The 17713-nt window shown below is 73.5% G+C and carries 15 protein-coding genes and 1 pseudogene; 13 read left to right on the top strand and 3 right to left on the bottom strand.

Features of this window, described 5'->3' with window-relative positions; all coding sequences use genetic code 11:
- The 5 genes from ABD308_RS17135 to ABD308_RS17115 all read left to right on the top strand — a co-directional run.
- The coding region (locus tag ABD308_RS17135) for an alpha/beta fold hydrolase (protein ID WP_344335224.1) at window positions 1-783 on the top strand (783 nt) is incomplete at its 5' end.
- Window positions 780-1013 carry an MbtH family protein gene (locus ABD308_RS17130; RefSeq protein WP_344335221.1) on the top strand — a complete coding sequence of 78 codons (234 nt, stop codon included), beginning with the start codon at window positions 780-782 and terminating at the stop codon, window positions 1011-1013. The genes ABD308_RS17135 and ABD308_RS17130, both read left to right, overlap by 4 nt.
- Window positions 1010-2038, top strand: coding sequence for a 4-hydroxyphenylpyruvate dioxygenase (gene hppD / locus ABD308_RS17125; protein ID WP_344335218.1), 1029 nt, complete (start codon window positions 1010-1012; stop codon window positions 2036-2038). The genes ABD308_RS17130 and hppD overlap by 4 nt, the downstream gene beginning before the upstream one ends.
- Window positions 2039-2297: 259 nt before the next feature.
- Window positions 2298-3119 (top strand): ATP-binding cassette domain-containing protein, encoded by an 822-nt coding sequence (locus ABD308_RS17120; protein WP_344335215.1) that lies wholly within the window; start codon window positions 2298-2300, stop codon window positions 3117-3119.
- Window positions 3116-3772: a hypothetical protein gene (locus tag ABD308_RS17115; RefSeq protein WP_344335213.1), complete on the top strand. Its 657-nt coding sequence runs from the start codon at window positions 3116-3118 to the stop codon at window positions 3770-3772. Before ABD308_RS17120 ends, ABD308_RS17115 begins: the two co-directional genes overlap by 4 nt.
- A 53-nt stretch (window positions 3773-3825) precedes the next feature.
- Here the strand turns inward: ABD308_RS17115 and ABD308_RS17110 are convergent, their stop codons facing one another.
- Window positions 3826-5157, bottom strand: a complete 1332-nt coding sequence (locus ABD308_RS17110) for an MFS transporter (protein ID WP_344335212.1) — start codon at window positions 5155-5157, stop codon at window positions 3826-3828.
- A gap of 202 nt (window positions 5158-5359) precedes the next feature.
- Here ABD308_RS17110 and ABD308_RS17105 point away from each other — a divergent pair, with 202 nt between their 5' ends.
- The 6 genes from ABD308_RS17105 (at window position 5360) to ABD308_RS17080 (ending at window position 11764) form a co-directional block, all read left to right on the top strand.
- Window positions 5360-5851, top strand: a complete 492-nt coding sequence (locus ABD308_RS17105) for a MarR family winged helix-turn-helix transcriptional regulator (protein WP_344335210.1) — start codon at window positions 5360-5362, stop codon at window positions 5849-5851.
- A 241-nt stretch (window positions 5852-6092) separates the two neighbouring features.
- On the top strand, window positions 6093-7391 hold the full coding sequence (locus ABD308_RS17100) for a type III PLP-dependent enzyme domain-containing protein (RefSeq protein WP_344335207.1): 1299 nt from the start codon (window positions 6093-6095) through the stop codon (window positions 7389-7391).
- 155 nt (window positions 7392-7546) lie between these two features.
- The gene (locus ABD308_RS17095) at window positions 7547-8251 is read left to right on the top strand and encodes a DUF998 domain-containing protein (protein WP_344335205.1); all 705 of its coding nucleotides are present in this window, start codon (window positions 7547-7549) and stop codon (window positions 8249-8251) included.
- A gap of 113 nt (window positions 8252-8364) precedes the next feature.
- The gene (locus ABD308_RS17090; RefSeq protein ID WP_344335203.1) at window positions 8365-9324 is read left to right on the top strand and encodes a GlxA family transcriptional regulator; all 960 of its coding nucleotides are present in this window, start codon (window positions 8365-8367) and stop codon (window positions 9322-9324) included.
- Between the two features lie 205 nt (window positions 9325-9529).
- Window positions 9530-10528: a type I glyceraldehyde-3-phosphate dehydrogenase gene (gap, locus tag ABD308_RS17085; RefSeq protein WP_344335200.1), complete on the top strand. Its 999-nt coding sequence runs from the start codon at window positions 9530-9532 to the stop codon at window positions 10526-10528.
- Window positions 10529-10738: 210 nt separating this feature from the next.
- Window positions 10739-11764 carry an LLM class flavin-dependent oxidoreductase gene (locus ABD308_RS17080; RefSeq protein WP_344335198.1) on the top strand — a complete coding sequence of 342 codons (1026 nt, stop codon included), beginning with the start codon at window positions 10739-10741 and terminating at the stop codon, window positions 11762-11764.
- A 13-nt stretch (window positions 11765-11777) separates the two neighbouring features.
- Here the strand turns inward: ABD308_RS17080 and ABD308_RS17075 are convergent, their stop codons facing one another.
- Together ABD308_RS17075 and ABD308_RS17070 are read right to left on the bottom strand one after the other, a co-directional pair.
- Window positions 11778-13166 (bottom strand): MFS transporter, encoded by a 1389-nt coding sequence (locus ABD308_RS17075; RefSeq protein ID WP_344335195.1) that lies wholly within the window; start codon window positions 13164-13166, stop codon window positions 11778-11780.
- Window positions 13163-13964: pseudogene (locus ABD308_RS17070) on the bottom strand (glycerophosphodiester phosphodiesterase family protein). The gene ABD308_RS17075 and the pseudogene ABD308_RS17070 overlap by 4 nt, the downstream one beginning before the upstream one ends.
- 185 nt (window positions 13965-14149) lie before the next feature.
- Here ABD308_RS17070 and htpG point away from each other — a divergent pair.
- Together htpG and ABD308_RS17060 are read left to right on the top strand one after the other, a co-directional pair.
- On the top strand, window positions 14150-16066 hold the full coding sequence (gene htpG, locus ABD308_RS17065; RefSeq protein ID WP_344335192.1) for a molecular chaperone HtpG: 1917 nt from the start codon (window positions 14150-14152) through the stop codon (window positions 16064-16066).
- Window positions 16067-16532: 466 nt separating this feature from the next.
- A partial coding sequence (locus ABD308_RS17060) for a hypothetical protein (RefSeq protein ID WP_344335190.1) occupies window positions 16533-17713 on the top strand: 1181 nt, incomplete at its 3' end.

The raw sequence follows: 17713 nt of genomic DNA, 5'->3' as shown, positions 1-17713 counted from the left end.
CCGGGCGGCGACCGGGACGTCCTGTTGCCGCTGCGGCCGGGCGGCGCGGGCGCACCGGTGTTCTGCGTCCATCCGGCGGCCGGCCTCGGCTGGTCCTTCGCCGGGCTCGCCCGGTACCTGGACGCCGGGCACCCGCTGTACGCGCTGCAGTCGCCGGGCCTGGAAGGCGGCCCGGACCACCTCCCGGCGACGGTGGCCGACACGGCGGCGGCGTACGTCGCCAGGATCCGCGAGGTCGCTCCGCGGGGTCCGTACCACCTGGTCGGCTGGTCGGCGGGCGGACTGATCGCCCACGAGATGGCCGTGCTGCTCCAGGCGGCCGGTGAACAGGTCGGACTGCTCGCGGTGCTGGACGGCTATCCGCTCGCCGGCCTGCCCCCGGTCGCCGCCCCGTCGCCCGAGGAGGTCGCCGAGGCCGTGCGCCGGGAGACCGCCGGCCTCCACCTCGACGCCCGGATCCGGGACAACCTGGCGGCCGTGTACCTGGGCCTCGCCCGGGCCGCCCGGGAGTTCACGCCCGGCGTCTTCCACGGGGAACTGCTGCACTTCGCCGCCGCCCACGACCGGGATCAGGACCGACTCGACGCGGAGCTCTGGCGGCCGCACGTCGACGGCCCGCTGCGGCGGCACGACGTCGCCTGCGGGCACGAGGAGATGACCCGGCCGCAGGCCCTCGGCGTGATCGGCCCGGCGCTCTCGGACCGGCTCAGGGACATCACCGGCACCACTGACATCACCGACATCACCGCATCCGGACAAGACACGGAGGGAACCCGCTCATGACCAACCCTTTCGAGGACGACGACGCCACCTACCTCGTGCTGCGCAACGACGAGGGCCAGTACTCGCTGTGGCCCTCGTTCGCCGAGGTGCCGGCCGGCTGGGAGACCGTCTTCGGCGAGGCCGACCGGCAGTCCTGCGTCGACCACGTGAACGAGCACTGGGTCGACATGCGTCCCACCAGTCTGATCGCGGCGATGGACGCCGCCACGAACGGGAGCGCCACACCGTGACCACCGGGCACCGGCACTTCGATCACCTGGCCATCGATCACATCCGGCTCTGCGTGCTCGACCTGGAGGACCGGACCGCCGAACTCGTCCGCGGCTACGGGCTGACCGTCGTCGACTCCCTGGACCGGCCCGGGGTGGAGCGCACCGCCGTCCTCGCCCGGGGCGGCATCCGCCTCGTCCTGAGCCGGCCGCTGCACGACGAGCACCCGGACGCCGCCTACACCAGGCGCCACGGCGACGGCGTCTCGGACATCGCGCTGGGAACCGCGGACGCCGCGGGCGCCTTCGCCGAGGCGGTTCGCCGCGGCGCGCGTCCGCTCGCCGAACCGGTGGTCGAGGGCGGGGTCGTCACCGCGTCGGTGGCCGGATTCGGCGACGTGGCCCACACCTTCGTCCAGCGTCCCGCGGCCGGACCGGCCGCCGGCGCGGCGGCGCCCGGCGCCGGTCTGCGGGAGGTGGACCACTTCGCCGTCTGCGTGGAGGCGGGCGCGCTCGACGCCACCGTGGAGTTCTACCGGCGTGTCCTGGACTTCCGGATGATCTTCGAGGAGCGGATCGCCGTCGGCGCCCAGGCCATGAACTCCAAGGTGGTGCAGAGCCGTTCGGGCCTGGTCACGCTGACCGTCATCGAGCCGGACACCACCCGCGACCCGGGCCAGATCGACGGCTTCCTCAAGAACCACGGCGGCGCCGGGGTCCAGCACATCGCCTTCGCCACCGACGACATCGTGCACACCGTCACCACGATGCGCTCGGCCGGCGTCGAGTTCCTCGACACCCCCGACGCGTACTACGGCAGGCTCCCCGAGCGGCTGACGCTGTCGCGCCACTCGTCCGAGCAACTCGGCGGTCTGCGCATCCTGGCCGACGAGGACCACGCCGGACAGCTGTTCCAGATCTTCACCCGCTCGACGCACCCGCAGCGGACGCTCTTCTTCGAGGTCATCGAACGCGCCGGGGCCACCACCTTCGGCAGCGGCAACATCCGCGCGCTGTACGAGGCCGTGGCGGCGGTGGACGGATAAGGCCGGAGCCGGAAATCCGACGGGTTTTCCACCGCCGCCGGTGTGCTCCGGAATGCGGTGTCGTATTCCTGTGCGGAAAGGAGGGGAAACGGAGTCGCGGCCCTTTTCGCCGGCCTCGGTGTGCGTGATATTGACAGGGCCGCCGACCCGATGCCTGACTGTAGTAGCATGAGCGCGAACATCACAGTCGGGAGCCAAGTTGTTACACTGTGAAGCTGTATGCAAGCGCTACAGCGCGGGACAGTGGATCCTCAGCGATGTGGACATGACGGTCTCCGCCGGCGACGTCGTCGCGGTGGTCGGGACCAACGGTTCCGGGAAGTCGACCCTGCTGAAGATCCTGGCCGGGCTGTCGCAGCCCACGTCCGGCACGGTCTCGGGCAGACCGCCGACCGTCGGCTACGTACCGGACCGTTTCACGGCGCACGAGCGCATCTCCGCGGTGTCGTACCTGACCCACATGGGCCGCATCCGGGGCATGTCCACCGCCGCCGCCCGCTCCCGCGGAGGCGAACTGCTGGAACGGCTGGCCCTCGTCGGCGGCCCGACCGCGTCGCTGCGCACCCTCTCCAAGGGCAACGCGCAGAAGGTCGCGCTGGCCCAGGCCCTGCTCGTCCGGCCCGGCCTGCTGGTTCTCGACGAACCCTGGTCGGGCCTGGACGCGTCGGCCCACGGCGTGCTGGGCGACTTCATCGACGAGGTGGCCGGGCAGGGCGGCGCGGTGGTCTTCACCGATCACCGCGAGGCGATCACCGGGACGCACGCCACCAGCGCCTACGCCATCACCGACGGCCGGGTGGTCCGGCGCGGCGGCGGTCACACCGAGGGCCCCGCCCCGATGGTGGAGCTGACCCTGACCGCGCCGGCCGCCGGCGCCGTCCCGGCCCAGCTGGACTGGTACGCGCTCCCGGGCGTGGTGGACGCCGCCCGCCGGGGCCAGGGCATCGTCCTGCGGGTGACCCGCGAGCACTCGGACACCGTCCTGATGACGGCACTGCGGAACCGCTGGTCGGTGGACGCCGTGGCCAGGGCCTCGCACGACCGAGGCTCCCCTACCGACGCCAGGAGTGTCGCCCCGTGATTTCCCTGGTCCGCTACATGTTCACGGTGCTGCTGCTCTCCCAGCGCTACCTGGCGCCGCTGCTCCTGTTCACCGGCCTCACCGCCGTGCTGACCAGCAGCGACACCGGCCCGCTCGCCGCCACCTACTCCGCCGTGGCCGGGGTCATGCTGTTGTGCTCCGCCTGGCTCACCATCGCGCTGATCGGCCTGGAGGACCCGGCGCACCGCGCGATCGTGGTCGTCACCGCGGGCGGCCACCGGCGGGTCCTGCTCGGCTCGGTCGCGGCCGCCGCCGCCTGGTGCCTGCTGCTGACGGCGGCCGGTCTGGCGCTGCCGATGGTGTTCGGGTCCCACACCGTCCGCCCCGTCGATCTGGCCCTCGGCACGGAGGCCCAGCTGATCAGCGCCTTCACCGGCATGGCCATCGGGCTGGTCTGCTCACGGCTGGTGTTCCGGCGGCAGGGCTACGCGCTGGTCGCCGCCCTGGTGCTGCTGCTGGCCGCCCTGCTCGCCAAGGGCGTGTCGCCGGTCAACATCATGCTGACCGACCTCCAGCACGCGACGGACTCGGCGGACGTCCTGGGCTCCACGGGCGTGCTGGTCGCCGCCGCCGTGCTGCTGCTCGCGGTCGGGACGGCCGTCACCCACGTGATCACGGTCAGGAAGAGCTGAGCCGAGCGGCGCCGGAGGGGCGTCCCGCACCTGCGGGGCGCCCCTCCGGCCGTTCACGCCGCCGCCTGCTCGCCCGGGGCGCCGGGGATCTCCCGCACCGTCCGCAGTTCGGAGCGGAGCAGCACGACCGTCGCGGCCACTGACGCCAGCGCGGTCAGCACGAGCGCCCAGCCGGTGCCGGCCCTCGGCCCCATGGCGCCGCCCAGGACATCGGCGGCCACCCCGCCCAGCACGGCCCCGAGCGGCATCGCGCAGAAGTTGATGGTCCGTGACGTCGCGTGCACCCGGCCCAGCAGGTGCGGCCTGGTGACCGACTGCCGCAAGGTGGTGATCGTCGCGTTCCAGACCGGCACCCAGGCCGCGGCCGACGCGCCGACCACCACCAGGGTCGGCAGGGTCGGCAGCCACAGGGCCAGCGGGGCCGCGGCCCACACGGCTCCGGAGGCGCAGGTGGCGATCAGGGTCCTCCCGAGGCCGAAGCGGGCCAGCAGCCGGTCCGCCATCCACGCGCCGCCGACCCCGCCGAGGCCCACCAGGGTGAAGAGCACGCCGACCGTTCCGGGCGGAAGCCCGAGGGCCCGGTAGGCGAAGAGCAACGACAGCGTGGAGGCGGCCGCGTTGCCCAGGTTCCGCAGCACGGCGGCCACCGTCGCCGGGCGCAGCAGCGGATGCCGCCACAGGGCCGTGACGCCCTCCTTCATCTCGCCGAACATCGAAGCCCCCGGCTGCCGTGGCGGCGGCGGGGGCTCCTTGGCGCGAAGGCCCATGAGCGTCAGGACCGGTATGACGAAGACGGCGGCGACCACCGCCAGCGCCGTCGTACCGGAGAGGAACTGGCAGAGCAGACCGCCCAGGGCCGGCGCGCCGAGCATGGCGAGCGAGGTGGACACCTCCAGCCGGGCGTTGGCCCGCGCCAGCATGTCCCTGGGCAGCAGGGTCGGCAGGTGGGACTGGTTGGCGACGTCGTACAGGACGCCGAACGAACCGGCGGCGAGCGCCGCCACGCACAGTTCCGCCATGCCGAGCACCCCGGCGGCGGCGGCCAGGGGGATCGCGGCGAGCGCCAGCATCGTGCCCACGGTCGACCACATCATGGCCGGCCTGCGCCGCCGGCGGTCCATCACGACGCCGGCGAAGAGCGCCAGCACCGGATAGGGCGCGGTGCCCGCCGCGTTCAGCAGGCCGACGCCCAGATCGGAGGCGTGGAACAGGACGATGGCGGTGGTCGGAAAGAGAAAGATCGCCACCTGGTGTCCCATGACACTCACGGTCTGACCGAGCCAGTACCGACGGAAATCGCGCCGGGCCGGTGGATTATCCCTTTCGACGGCCGCCGCGCGGTCCGCACGGGAATTTCCCTCCGCGGCCCTCCGCGCACTGCTCATTTTTCCTCCCCCGTGAAATCAGCAGCGTCGACCGCCACAGTACAGCGGAATGGGGCGGGAAATCCCGGCTCGGCGGAACCGCTTTCCCGGGCGACGGCGGCCGGCCCGCTCGCGGTCGGCGCCGGCACCTCCGCTTCCGGTAATCTGAGGGGCGAACAGGAGACCTCGCCGTGAAGGCCGAGCCATGAGGAGGGGCGGCGGGATGTCAGCGGAACGCGCGTCCGACACCGTGCCCGGGCACGGCCTGAGCACGGACGAGGCGATCCGGGCGATGCTGCTCTTCATGCCCAGGGTGGCGGCGCGGCTCAAGCGCACGCCGGTGCCCGAGCGGCTGCGCTCGGCGAACCTGGCGCCCCGGCACCTGTCGATGCTCTCCTACCTGCTGTTCGACGGGCCCATGCCGGTGAACCGGCTGGCCGCGCGCCTGGAAGTGGCACCCACCACCGTGAGCCTGATGGTCAGCGACCTCAGCCGGCAGGGCGTGGTGGAGCGCAAGGCCGATCCGGCGGACCGCCGTCGCACCATCGTCACCATCACCGAGGAGCCCGAGACCAGGGCCGCCATCGAACGCTGGCTGGCCAACGGCGCGGCCGCCTGGCGCGGCGCCTTCGAGCCGCTCGCCCCTGAGGAACGGGCGCTGTTCGTCCGCACCATCGAGGCCTACGAGAACGGCGCCTGCGGGACCCGCGACTGAACGGCCCCGGGCGCCTCCGGCACCGGCCCGCGACCCGGCGTCGCGCACGGTCGGCAGCGCGGTGACCGGGCCGTCCCGGCGCCGCCGTCCGGTCGGGTGACGCGGGGGCGTCCGCGGAAAACCGCTCCGTGGGACGAAGACACGCACACCGCCGGCCCGGCAGCCTGGTGGCACGCCCGGCGCGACACCGCCCCCCGCTCCGGGCGTCCGACCGTCCGACGAGCCCGTGGAGTGCGACACCATGACCCCTCTTCAGCCCGCCGCCCGCCGTGAGCTCGTCCTGCGGGAGGCCGTGCGCCGCCGGCTGCTCGACCCGGAGGAGGCGCTGCTCGCCGCCTTCGTCGACCTCGACGGCGTGGCCGCGAGCGTCGCCGCGCTGCACCGCGCCTTTCCGCCCGGGGCCGAGGTCCTGCACACCTTCGCGGCGAAGGCGAACTGCCTGGTCCCGCTGCTGGCCCGGCTGAACGAGCTGGGCATGGGCTGCGAGGTGGCCGGCCCCGGCGAGTTCGCCCAGGCCCTCGCGGCCGGCTTCGACCCCGGGCGGATCGTCTTCGACTCGCCCGCCAAGACCCGCCGGGAGCTGGTCCGGGCCCTGGAGCTCGGCGCCGCCGTCAACATCGACAACTGGCAGGAGCTGGACCGGGTCGACGAGCTGCTCCGGGCGGGCGCCTCCGCCTCCCGGATCGGCGTGCGGGTCAACCCCCAGGTCGGCGCCGGGGTGATCGGGGCGATGAGCACCGCCACCGCGACCTCCAAGTTCGGCATCACCCTCGCGGACCCGGGCAACGCGGAGCGGCTGGTGGAGGCGTTCCGCGCCCGCCCCTGGCTGACCTGGATCCATGTGCACGTCGGCTCGCAGGGCTGCCCGCTGGACCTGATGGCCGAGGGCGTCGCCCGGGCCGTCTCCTTCGCCGAGCGGGTCGACGCCGAGCTCGGCCGCCGCCAGGTGATGGGCGTCGACCTCGGCGGCGGCCTGCCCGTCAACTTCGCCGACGACACCACCACCCCGACCTTCGCCGACTACGTCGAGCGGCTGCGGGCGCACGCCCCCGGACTGTTCGACGGCCGGTACCGGCTGGCCACCGAGTTCGGCCGCTCGCTGCTCGCCAAGAACGGCTTCACCGCCGCCTACGTCGAGTACACCAAGGACTCCGGGGGCCGGCGGATCGCCGTCACCCACGCCGGCGCCCAGGTCGCCACCCGCACGGTGTTCATGCCGGACGCCTGGCCGCTGCGGATCACCGCCCACCACCCCTCGGGCGAGGCCAAGGATGGCGCGCCGCTGCCGCAGGACGTCGCCGGGCCCTGCTGCTTCGCCGGCGACCTGCTCGCCAGGGCCCGTCCGCTGCCGCCGCTGGAGCCGGGCGACCTGGTCGCGCTGCTCGACACCGGCGCCTACTACGCCACGACCCACTTCCAGTACAACAGCCTGCCCGAGCCGGCCGTGCACGGGTTCACGGTGGACGCCGGCGGCGGGGTGCGGTTCGTGCCGCTGCGCCGGGCCCAGCGCGTCGAGGAGCTGCTCCGGCCGGTCGACTGACCGGGCGCCGCGTCACGATTCGGTGACGGTCCGTCAAAAGAGCAGGCGGGGAGGGGTTCCCGGGCGGCGCGGCGCGGGTATCACCCTGCCGCGACCGACCGCCGCCGTCCCCGGCCGCGGCGCGACAGCCTCAGTTCGTCGAAGGAGGCCTCGTCATGTCCGCTCGAACCCCCGTCGATCTCCGTCCCCCCGTCGACCCCCAGGCCCAGGACGTGCGCACGGTGCGCCGGCTGCGGCTCGGGGTCGGTGTGCTCGGCTCCCTGCTGCCGATCGCGCTGCCCGTCGGCAACAGCCTCACCTCCGCCCGGATCGCGCTGCTCGACTCGATGAGCGCGTCCTACTACACCCCCATGCGCAACGTCTTCGTCGGCGGCCTGTGCGCCATCGGCGTCTTCCTCATCTGCTACCGCCACAACCGCCGGGAGGACCGGCTGAGTTCGGTGGCCGGGGTGCTGGCGATCGGGGTGGCGCTCTTCCCCACCGAGCCGCCGGACTCCGTCACCGCGCACCCCAGCGGCGTGCAGACAGCCGTCGGCATGGTCCATCTCGCCTGCGCGGCGGGCCTGTTCGGGGTTCTCGCCTACTTCTGTCTGCGGCTGTTCGCGGACCCGCCGGCCGCCGGTGGGCGGCGCCCGGCACGCGACCGGGTGTACCTGGTCTGCGGCTGGGTGATCGTGGCCGGGGTGGCGACGGTCGCCGCCGCCGGGGTGCTCCACCTGGCCCGGGACTGGCCGCTGACCCTGCCCTACCTGGGTGAGGCGGTCTCCGTGCTGGCCTTCGGCGTGGCCTGGCTGGTGAAGAGCGAGGCGCTCGCCGGCCTCGCCCCGCGCCCGGCCCGCCCCGCCACCGCGGGAGCGTAGGGCCGACGCCGGGATCCCCCGGGCGCCGATGGCAGGATGCTTGCGGCCGGTGTCGGACCGGCCGGGGCGTGCCGCGGCGCCCGTCGGCACCGCGGGGGAGTGAGGGAGGTCCGATGGGCCGCAGGAAGCACCACGTGGCCGTCCTGGTCCTGGAGGGGGCGAAGCCGCTGGACGTGGGCATCCCCGCCCAGGTGTTCTCCAGCCGGCCGAGCATGCCCTACACGGTGCGGGTCTGCGGCCCGGCGCCGGGCCTGGTGGCCGGCGGTGACGGCCTCTCCTACCACGTGGCCGAGGGCCTGGAGGCGGTCGAGCACGCGGACACCGTCTTCGTGCCCGGCTACCGCGACCCGGCCACCACCGAGCCCCCGGCCGCCGTGGTCGAGGCGCTGGTGGCCGCGCACCGGCGGGGCGCCCGGCTGGCCGCGATCTCCACCGGGGCGTTCGCGCTGGCGGCCACCGGGCTGCTCGACGGCAAGCGGGCGACCACCCACTGGCACTACGCCAAGGCGCTGGCCGAGCGCCACCCGGGGATCCGGGTCGACGAGAACGTGCTGTTCGTCGACGAGGGCGCCGTGCTGACCTCGGCCGGCGCCGCCTCCGGCATCGACCTCTGCCTGCACCTGGTGCGGCGCGATCACGGGGTGGGCCTGTCCAACCACGTCGCGCGGCGGCTGGTGGCCGCGCCGTACCGCAGCGGCGGCCAGGCCCAGTACGTGCCGCGCAGCGTGCCCGAGCCGCTGGGCGACCTGTTCGCCGACACCCGGGAGTGGGCCCTGGCACACCTCGCCGAGCCGTTGACGCTGGACGGGCTGGCCCGGCACGCCCGGGTCTCGGCGCGCACCTTCTCGCGCCGGTTCGTGGAGGACACCGGCTACACCCCGATGCAGTGGGTGCTGCGGGCCCGGGTCGACCTGGCGCGCGAGCTGCTGGAGCGCGGCGACCTGGGGGTGGAGCAGATCGCCGACCGGGTCGGGCTCGGCACCGGGGCGAACCTGCGGCTGCACTTCCACCGCGTGCTCGGCACCTCGCCGACCGAGTACCGCCACACCTTCGCGGCCCGCGCCGAGGACTGACGGCGGCCGCCGTTCCGGGGTGGCGGGATCCTTGCGGTCGATGGCGAGGAGTCTGGCGGGATCCTTGCGCACCATGTCGATCCGGCCCCTGTCCGGGCCGTTCGGATTCTCCGATGATTGAACAGTCATCAAACGAACGGACCGCCCGGACCACCCGGAACGTCCGGAGACCCCGGACCGCCGGGCCCGACCCCAGGGAGCCCTCATGACCCGCATCGCCATCAACGGCTTCGGCCGCATCGGCCGCAACAGCCTGCGCGCCCTGGTGGAGCGCGGCAGCGAGCTGGAGGTGGTCGCGATCAACGACCTCAGCTCCGTCGACTCGCTCGCCCACCTGCTCCGCTTCGACAGCTCGCTCGGCCGCTTCCGCCACCCGGTGCGGGTCGAGGGTGACGTGCTGGTCGTCGACGGCCGCCGGATCAAGGTGCTCGCCGAGCGCGACCCCGCCAACCTGCCGTGGGCCGAGCTCGACGTGGACATCGTGCTGGAGGCCACCGGCCGCTTCACCTCCGCCGAGGCCGCCCGCGCCCACCTCAAGGCCGGGGCGCGCAAGGTCCTGGTGAGCGCCCCGTCCGACGGCGCCGACGTCACCCTGGCCTACGGCGTGAACACCGACGCCTACGACCCGGCCGAGCACGTGATCGTCTCCAACGCCTCCTGCACCACCAACGCCCTGGCCCCGCTCGCCTCCGTGCTGGACGAGCTGGCCGGCATCGAGCACGGCTTCATGACCACCGTGCACGCCTACACCCAGGAGCAGAACCTCCAGGACGGCCCGCACCGCGACCTGCGCCGCGCCCGCGCCGCCGGCGTCAACATCGTGCCGACCACCACCGGCGCCGCCAAGGCGATCGGCCTGGTCCTGCCGAACCTGGAGGGCAAGCTCTCCGGCGACTCCATCCGGGTGCCGGTCCCGGTCGGCTCGATCGTCGAGCTGAACACCACGGTCTCCCGCGAGGTCACCCGCGAGGAGGTGCTCGCCGCCTACCGCGCCGCCGCCGACGGCCCGCTCAAGGGCATCCTCGACTACGCCGACGAGCCGCTGGTCTCCGGCGACATCACCGGCGAGCCCGCCTCGTCGATCTTCGACGCGGCCCTCACCCGGGTCGACGGCAAGCACGTCAAGGTGGTCGCCTGGTACGACAACGAGTGGGGCTTCTCCAACCGGGTGATCGACACCCTGGAGCTGCTCTCCCGGGGCTGATCCCCGGCCCGGCCCGGCCGCCCCGGGGCCGTCCTCGGGGCCGGCCCGCTCACCGGGGCCGCCGGAACCGCTGCGGGAACATGACGCGCGCATTGCGCCGCGTGGCGATTCCCCGGCGGCCCTTGAGCGGCCCCGGCCGCTGTGTGACGGTGGACGGCACGCCCGGCCGATCACCCGCCGGGCGGGCAGAGCCGAGGAAAGAAGGACACGGTGCCGACCCACGAACGGCCCCTGCGCAAGCTGGGATTCCTGACCATCGGGCTGTTCGACCCGGCCGACCCGGCCCGGGGCCACGAATCGACGCTGCGGCTGGTCGAGCTCGGTGAGCGACTGGGATTCGACAGCGCCTGGGTGCGCCACCGCCACCTGCAGTACGGCATCTCCTCCCCGGTCGCCGTGCTGGCGGCGGCCACCCAGCGCACCAGCCGGATCCGGCTCGGCACGGCGGTCATCCCGGTCGGCTGGGAGAACCCGCTGCGGCTGGCCGAGGACCTCGCCACCGTCGACCTGCTCTCCGGCGGCCGGCTCAACCCGGGCGTGAGCGTCGGGCGCCCCGGCCACTGGGAGCAGGTCTCCGGCGCGCTCTACCCGGACACCGCGGAGGCCGAGGACTTCGGCTACCGGCGGGTGAGCCGGCTGCTGGGCTTCCTGCGCGGCGAGCCGGCCACCGACTTCAGCGGGGTCGAGGGCATCGAGGTGTACTCGGACCAGGTCCAGCCGGTCTCGCCCGGCCTGGCGGACCGCCTCTGGTACGGCGGGGGGAGCCTGCGCTCCGCCCGCTGGGCCGGTGAGCAGGGGCTCGGCCTGCTCACCAGCAACGTGGTGCGCGCGGAGGAGTCGGAGGACTTCGCCGAGATCCAGCGCTCGCAGATCGCCGCCTTCCGCGCGCACCACCCGCTGGGCGCCCGGGCCCGGGTCTCGCAGGGGCTGGTGGTGATCCCCACCGACGGCGCCACCGCCGACCAGCGGGCGCGCTACCACGAGTACGCCCGCGCCCGCACGCCCCGCACCACCGCCCCGCAGGGCCCCGCGCGGGTGATGTTCGCCCGCGACCTGGTCGGCACCTCCGCCGAGATCGCCGAGCGGCTGTACGCCCACGCCGCCTTCCGGGAGGTGGACGAGGCGGTGTTCGCGCTGCCGTTCACCTTCGGCCACGAGGACTACGTGCAGATCCTCACTGACATCGCCACCAGCCTCGCCCCGCTCCTCGGCTGGAAGCCCGCCCCGGAGGCGTAGGCCCGGCGCGCTGTCAGAGGCGCTCGGGCACCGGGTTGCCGACCGCCTCGATCGCCCGCCGCACCGGGACCTTCAGCAGCACCGCGAAGCCGATGACGAAGAACACCAGCAGCGAGACGATCGCCGAGCGGTAGCTGCCGGTGACCTGGTAGGCGAGGCCGAAGACCAGCGGCCCCATCCAGCTGGTGCCGCGGTCGCTGACCTTGTACACGCTGAAGTACTCGGCCTCCTTGCCGGCCGGGATCAGGTGCGAGAACAGCGAGCGGGACAGCGCCTGGCTGCCGCCGAGCACCAGCCCGATCATGCAGGCCAGGGCGTAGAACCAGACCGGCTGGTGGGCCGGCATGAAGTAGCCGAGCGCGAGGATGACCACCCAGCCGGCCAGCGAGCCCAGGATGGTCCGCTTGGCGCCGTGCCGCCGGGCGATCCGGCCGAGCAGCAGCGCGCCGCCGATCGCCACCACCTGCACCAGCAGCACGGCGGTGACCAGCGCGGTCTGGTCCAGGCCCAGCTCCTCGCTGCCGAACAGCGAGGCCTGCGAGACGACGGTCTGGATGCCGTCGTTGTAGCAGAGGAAGGCGACCAGGTAGAGCAGGGTGAGCGGATGGCGCCGCATGCCGCGCAGGGTGCGGCCGAGTTCCCGCAGGCTGCCGGTGGCCGGCTCGCGCGTGGCCGCCCCGGGGGTCCGCCCGGGGAGCGCACCGGCCCGGGACGGCAGCCGGAGCATCGGCACGACGGTGAACAGCGCCCACCACAGGCCCGCCGAGGCCAGGCAGATCCGCACGGCGGTGCCGGAGGAGAGGCCGAACGCGTCGTGGCCCTGGAACAGCACCAGGTTGGCGATCAGCAGCAGCCCGCCGCCCGCGTACCCGTACGCCCAGCCCTTGGAGGACACCGCGTCGCGCTCGTCGGGCGAGGCCAGGCCCGGCAGGTAGGCGTAGGAGAGCGCGACCGACACCGCGTACGCGAGGTTGGCGACGACCAGCAGGGCGCCGCCGAGCAGGTAGCGGTCGCCGCCGAGGAAGAACATGCCCATGGTGGCGGTCGCGCCGAGGTACGCGAAGCCGCACATCAGCTCCTTGTGCCGCCCGGTGCGGTCCGCGACCGTCCCGGCCAGCAGCATCGCGCCGACCGAGAGCAGCACCGAGAAGGAGACCGTGTACGGGAAGTAGGAGCCCGCGCGGATCGACAGGCCGAAGGGGTGCACGTCGCCGTCGGCGTCGGCGGCCTCCTTGGCGACCGAGGTCAGGTACGGCCCGAGGAACACCGTCAGGACGGTGGCGGAGAAGGCCGCGTTGGCCCAGTCGTTGACGTACCAGCCGAACCGTGCCCGGCGCAGCGCGTGGCCGTCGTCGTCGGTGGCGGTCGCCGGCTGCCCGGACCGCCGGGTGGTGGTGCTCATGCTGTTCCCATCCCCGTGCTGGAGGCCTCGCCGCCGGGGGACCAGCGGCCGCGCTCGCGGAGGACGTCGCGCAGGACGTCGATGCGATCGGCCATGATGCCATCCACCCCGAGGTCGAGCAGGGAGCGGATGCGTGCGGCGTCGTCCACGGTCCAGACGTGGACCTGCAGGCCGAGGCGGTGCGCGGCGCGGACGAAGGCCCGGTCGACCACCGGGACGCCCCGGTGCCGCTCGGGCACCTGCGCGCAGAGTCCGGCCCACGGCGCCGCGCCGCGCCGGGCCAGTGGTCCGGCCAGCGAGCGCAGCCGCAGCCGGGCGACCTCGCGCGGCCCGAGCGAGGTGGCCAGCCGGGGTCCGGCGGCGGCGCGGGCCGGCGATCCGGCCGTCGGAGAAGCCGCCGACGCAGACCCGGTCCCAGGCCCCGGTCCGGCGGATCGCCTCGATCAGCGGGGCGACGGCCGGCGCGGCCTTGACGTCGATGTTGAACCGGGCCTCGGGGAACGCGCCGAGCAGGTCCTCCAGCAGCGGGACCGGCTCGGTGCCGCCGATCCGGGCCTGCCGGACGGTGTGCCAGGGCAGGCCGGCCACCGTGCCGGTGCGGTCGGTGACCCGGTCGAGGCGGTGGTCGTGGAACGCGACCAGCACGCCGTCGGCGGTGGCGTGCACGTCGGTCTCCAGGTAGCGGTAGCCGAGGGCGACGGCGGCCTCGAAGGCGGCGAGCGAGTTCTCGGGGCGGCCGAGGTCGCCGCCCCGGTGCGCGAAGGCGAGCGGCCCCGGGTGGTCGAGGAAGGGGTGCATGTGGTGCTCCGTGCTCTCCGTGCCGGGTGCCGCGCTTCAGGGGCCTGTGTGACATTGTTACATCTGATGTCAAGATGTAACGCCCCGGGGGTGGGCGCGGCCGCCTATCATGCCGGTGCGGCGGGGGGCCGACCGGCGCCCGCCACCACCGTTGCCCAGGCACCGCCCCCGAGAGGAGACCCCGAGTGGGTAGCACTGTCGAGACGCTGGAATTCCAGGCCGAGACGCGTCAGTTGCTCCGGTTGGTGATTCACTCGATCTACTCGAACAAGGACATCTTCCTGCGCGAGCTGATCTCGAACGCCTCCGACGCACTGGACAAGCTGCGGCTGGAATCACTGATCGACTCCGGCCTCGACGCCGACACCTCCGACCTCCACATCGCCCTGGAGGTCGACCCGGACGCCCGGACGCTGACCGTCCGCGACAACGGGATCGGCATGAGCCGCGAGGACATCGTGGAGCTGATCGGCACCATCGCCAAGTCCGGCACGGCCGGCCTGCTGGAGAAGATCAAGGAGACCGGGGACGCCGCCGCGGCGCAGAGCCTGATCGGGCAGTTCGGCGTCGGTTTCTACTCGGCGTTCATGGTGGCCGACCGGGTCACCCTGCTGACCCGCCGGGCCGGCACCGAGGCCGGAACCCGGTGGGAGTCCGACGGCGAGGGCACCTACGAGATCCAGGCCGTCGACGGCCTGCCCGTCGGCACCTCGGTCACCCTGCACCTCAAGCCCGTCGACGGCGAGGACGGGCTGGCCGACTACCTGGCGGAGTGGAAGATCCGCCAGATCGTCAAGCAGTACTCGGACTTCATCCGCTGGCCGATCCGGATGGCGGGCGAGCGCGCCGACGAGGAGGGCGCCACCACCCGGCAGGTCGACACCCTCAACTCGATGAAGGCGCTCTGGGCCCGGCCGCGCGCCGAGGTGACCGAGGCCGAGTACACCGAGTTCTACCAGCAGATCAGCCACGACTGGCTCGCCCCGGCCGAGACCATCCACATGCGCGCCGAGGGCACCTTCGAGTACGAGGCGCTGCTGTTCATCCCCGCGCAGGCCCCGTTCGACCTGTTCTCCCGGGACGCCAAGCGCGGCGTGCAGCTGTACGTCAAGCGGGTGTTCATCATGGACGACTGCGAAGCGCTGATGCCGGACTACCTGCGCTTCGTCAAGGGCGTCGTGGACGCCCACGACCTGTCGCTGAACATCTCCCGGGAGATCCTCCAGCAGGACCGCCAGATCCGCGCCGTGCGCCGGCGGCTGGTGAAGAAGGTGCTCGGCGCGCTGAAGGACGTCCAGACCAAGGACACCGAGCGCTACCTGAAGCTGTGGGGGCAGTTCGGCCGGGTGCTCAAGGAGGGCCTGCTGGAGGACGCCGACAGCACCGCCGCCCTGCTGGAGCTGGTGTCGGCCGCCTCCACCCACGACCCGGAGCGGCCCACCACCCTGCGCGAGTACGTCGGGCGGATGAAGGACGGCCAGGAGGCGATCTACTACCTGACCGGCGAGGACCGCGCCACGGTGGAGAACTCCCCGCACATGGAGGCGTTCGCCGCCCAGGGGTACGAGGTGCTGATCCTCACCGACCCGGTGGACGAGGTCTGGGTCGAGCGGGTGCCCGACTTCGACGGCCACCGGCTCCAGTCCATCGCCAAGGGCCAGGTCGACCTGGACCGGCCGGCCGAGGGCGACGAGGCGGCGGAGGCCGAGAAGGCCAGGCGGGAGCAGGAGTTCTCCGCGCTGCTGCCGTGGCTGACGACGGCGCTGTCCGGGCAGGTGAAGGAGGTCCGGCTCTCCTCGCGGCTGACCACCTCGGCGGCGTGCGTCGTCGGCGACGCCCAGGACATGACGCCGACCCTGGAGAAGATGTACCGCGCCATGGGGCAGGAACTGCCCCCGGTCAAGCGGATCCTGGAACTGAACCCCGGGCACCCGCTGATCACCGCCCTGCGCGCGGCGCACGAGGCCAACCCCGAGGACCCCTCCCTGGCGGAGGTCGCCGAGCTGGTGCACGGCGGCGCGCTGCTCGCCGAGGGCGGTGACCTGCCGGATCCGGCCCGCTTCACCCGGCTGCTCACCGACCGGCTGGCCCGCGGTCTCTGACCGGACCCGCCCCGCGACCCCGGCCCGCAGTCCTGCGGCCGGGGTCGTCGCGTCCCCGTGCCATTCATTTCAGTTTATTCATTGCCGGGGCGTAACCCCGTGAGACACGCTGCGCATCCCTTGACGCGGGCCGCTCAGGTTCACCACCCTTGGTGCCTGGCCGAGCTGAGGTGACTGGGTGTCAAAAGCCCATTCATCTCAGCTCATAGGCCGACCTGTTGATCGCCCGTCATGGAAGGAGATGTCCGTCATGAAGAAGATCGTCGTCCGCAAGACCGGCCCGGTCCGTCTGACCAGCACGGCTCGCGCGCTGTACCTGCCGTGGGACTGCATCGTGACCCAGCAGCTCTGATCCGCACCCCGGGTACGGGGAAACGCGGTGCCGGCCGGGTGCGTCACGGCCGGCACCGCTCCGTCCCCCCGCCCCGCCCCGTCCGTCCTCCGCCCACCTCCTACAGGAGGGTCCGTGCACTCCTCCGTGGACAGCAGCTCCAACGCCCCGGGCCTCGACCTGGACCGCCCGCTGCCCCTGCGCCGGCTCGTCTACCTGGAGGAGGGCGACGAGGTCACCATCGGCAGCCCCGAGACCGACACCTACGCCGTCTTCCCGGCCGACGGCGCCGAACTGGTCCGGCTGCTCGACGACGGCGCCACGCCCCGCGAGGCCGCCGAGCGCTACCGGCGGGCGCACGGCGAGAGCGTCGACATCGCCGACCTGGTCGAGGTCCTCGCCGACCTCGATCTGCTCCGCCCCGCCGGCGAGCCGGCCGCGGCGGCGGCCCCCGGGACCGCGCCGGTGCGCTGGCAGCGCCTGGGGCGGGCGGTCTTCAGCCGGCCCGCGCTGATCGGCTACGCGCTGCTCACCGCGCTCGCCGCGGCCGAGATGATCCGGGTCCCCGCCCTGGTCCCGAGCATGGACAACCTGTTCTTCAGCCCCTCCTACACCCTGGTCGTGCTGCTGCTGTTCTTCGGCCAGGCGCCGCTGCTCGCCCTGCACGAGGCCTTCCACGCGCTGGCCGGCCGACGGCTCGGCCTGCGCTCGCGGCTCTCGGTCGGCCACCGGCTGGTCTACCTGGTGCTGGAGACCTCGCTCGACGGACTGGTCAGCGTGCCGCGCCGGAAGCGCTACCTGCCCATCCTGGCCGGCATGCTGGCCGACGTCCTGGCGATCGCCGTCCTCACCCTGGCCGCCGACCTCCTGCGCGGGATCGACGCGGGCGCCGCCCGGCTCTGCCTCGCGGTCGCCTACGCCACCGTGCTGCGGCTCGCCTGGCAGGGCTTCTTCTACCTGCGCACCGACCTCTACGTGCTGCTCTGCACCGCGCTGGGCTGCGTCAACCTGCACGCCGCCGCGGGCGACGTGCTGCGCAACGCCGTACGGCGGGTCACCGGACGCCCGCCGGCCGACCTGTCGGCGCACCACCCCGTCGACCGGCGGGTCGCGCGCTGGTACGCCTGGCTGATGGTGACCGGCTACGCCTTCACGCTCACCATGTTCGCCGGCGTCGTCGTCCCGACCGCCTACCGGCTGCTGCGCGACATGTGGCTGCGGCTGACCGGCGAGGCGTCCCTGGCGGGGCGCCTCGACTCGCTGCTGCTGATGCTGCTGAGCCTCGCCCAGACCGGCCTCGTCGTGGTCCTCGCGCT

This window comes from Kitasatospora putterlickiae, assembly GCF_039527695.1.
Classification (GTDB): domain Bacteria; phylum Actinomycetota; class Actinomycetes; order Streptomycetales; family Streptomycetaceae; genus Kitasatospora; species Kitasatospora putterlickiae.
Note: the sequence above shows the minus strand (reverse complement) of the source record. Positions and strands in the feature narration are given on the sequence as shown.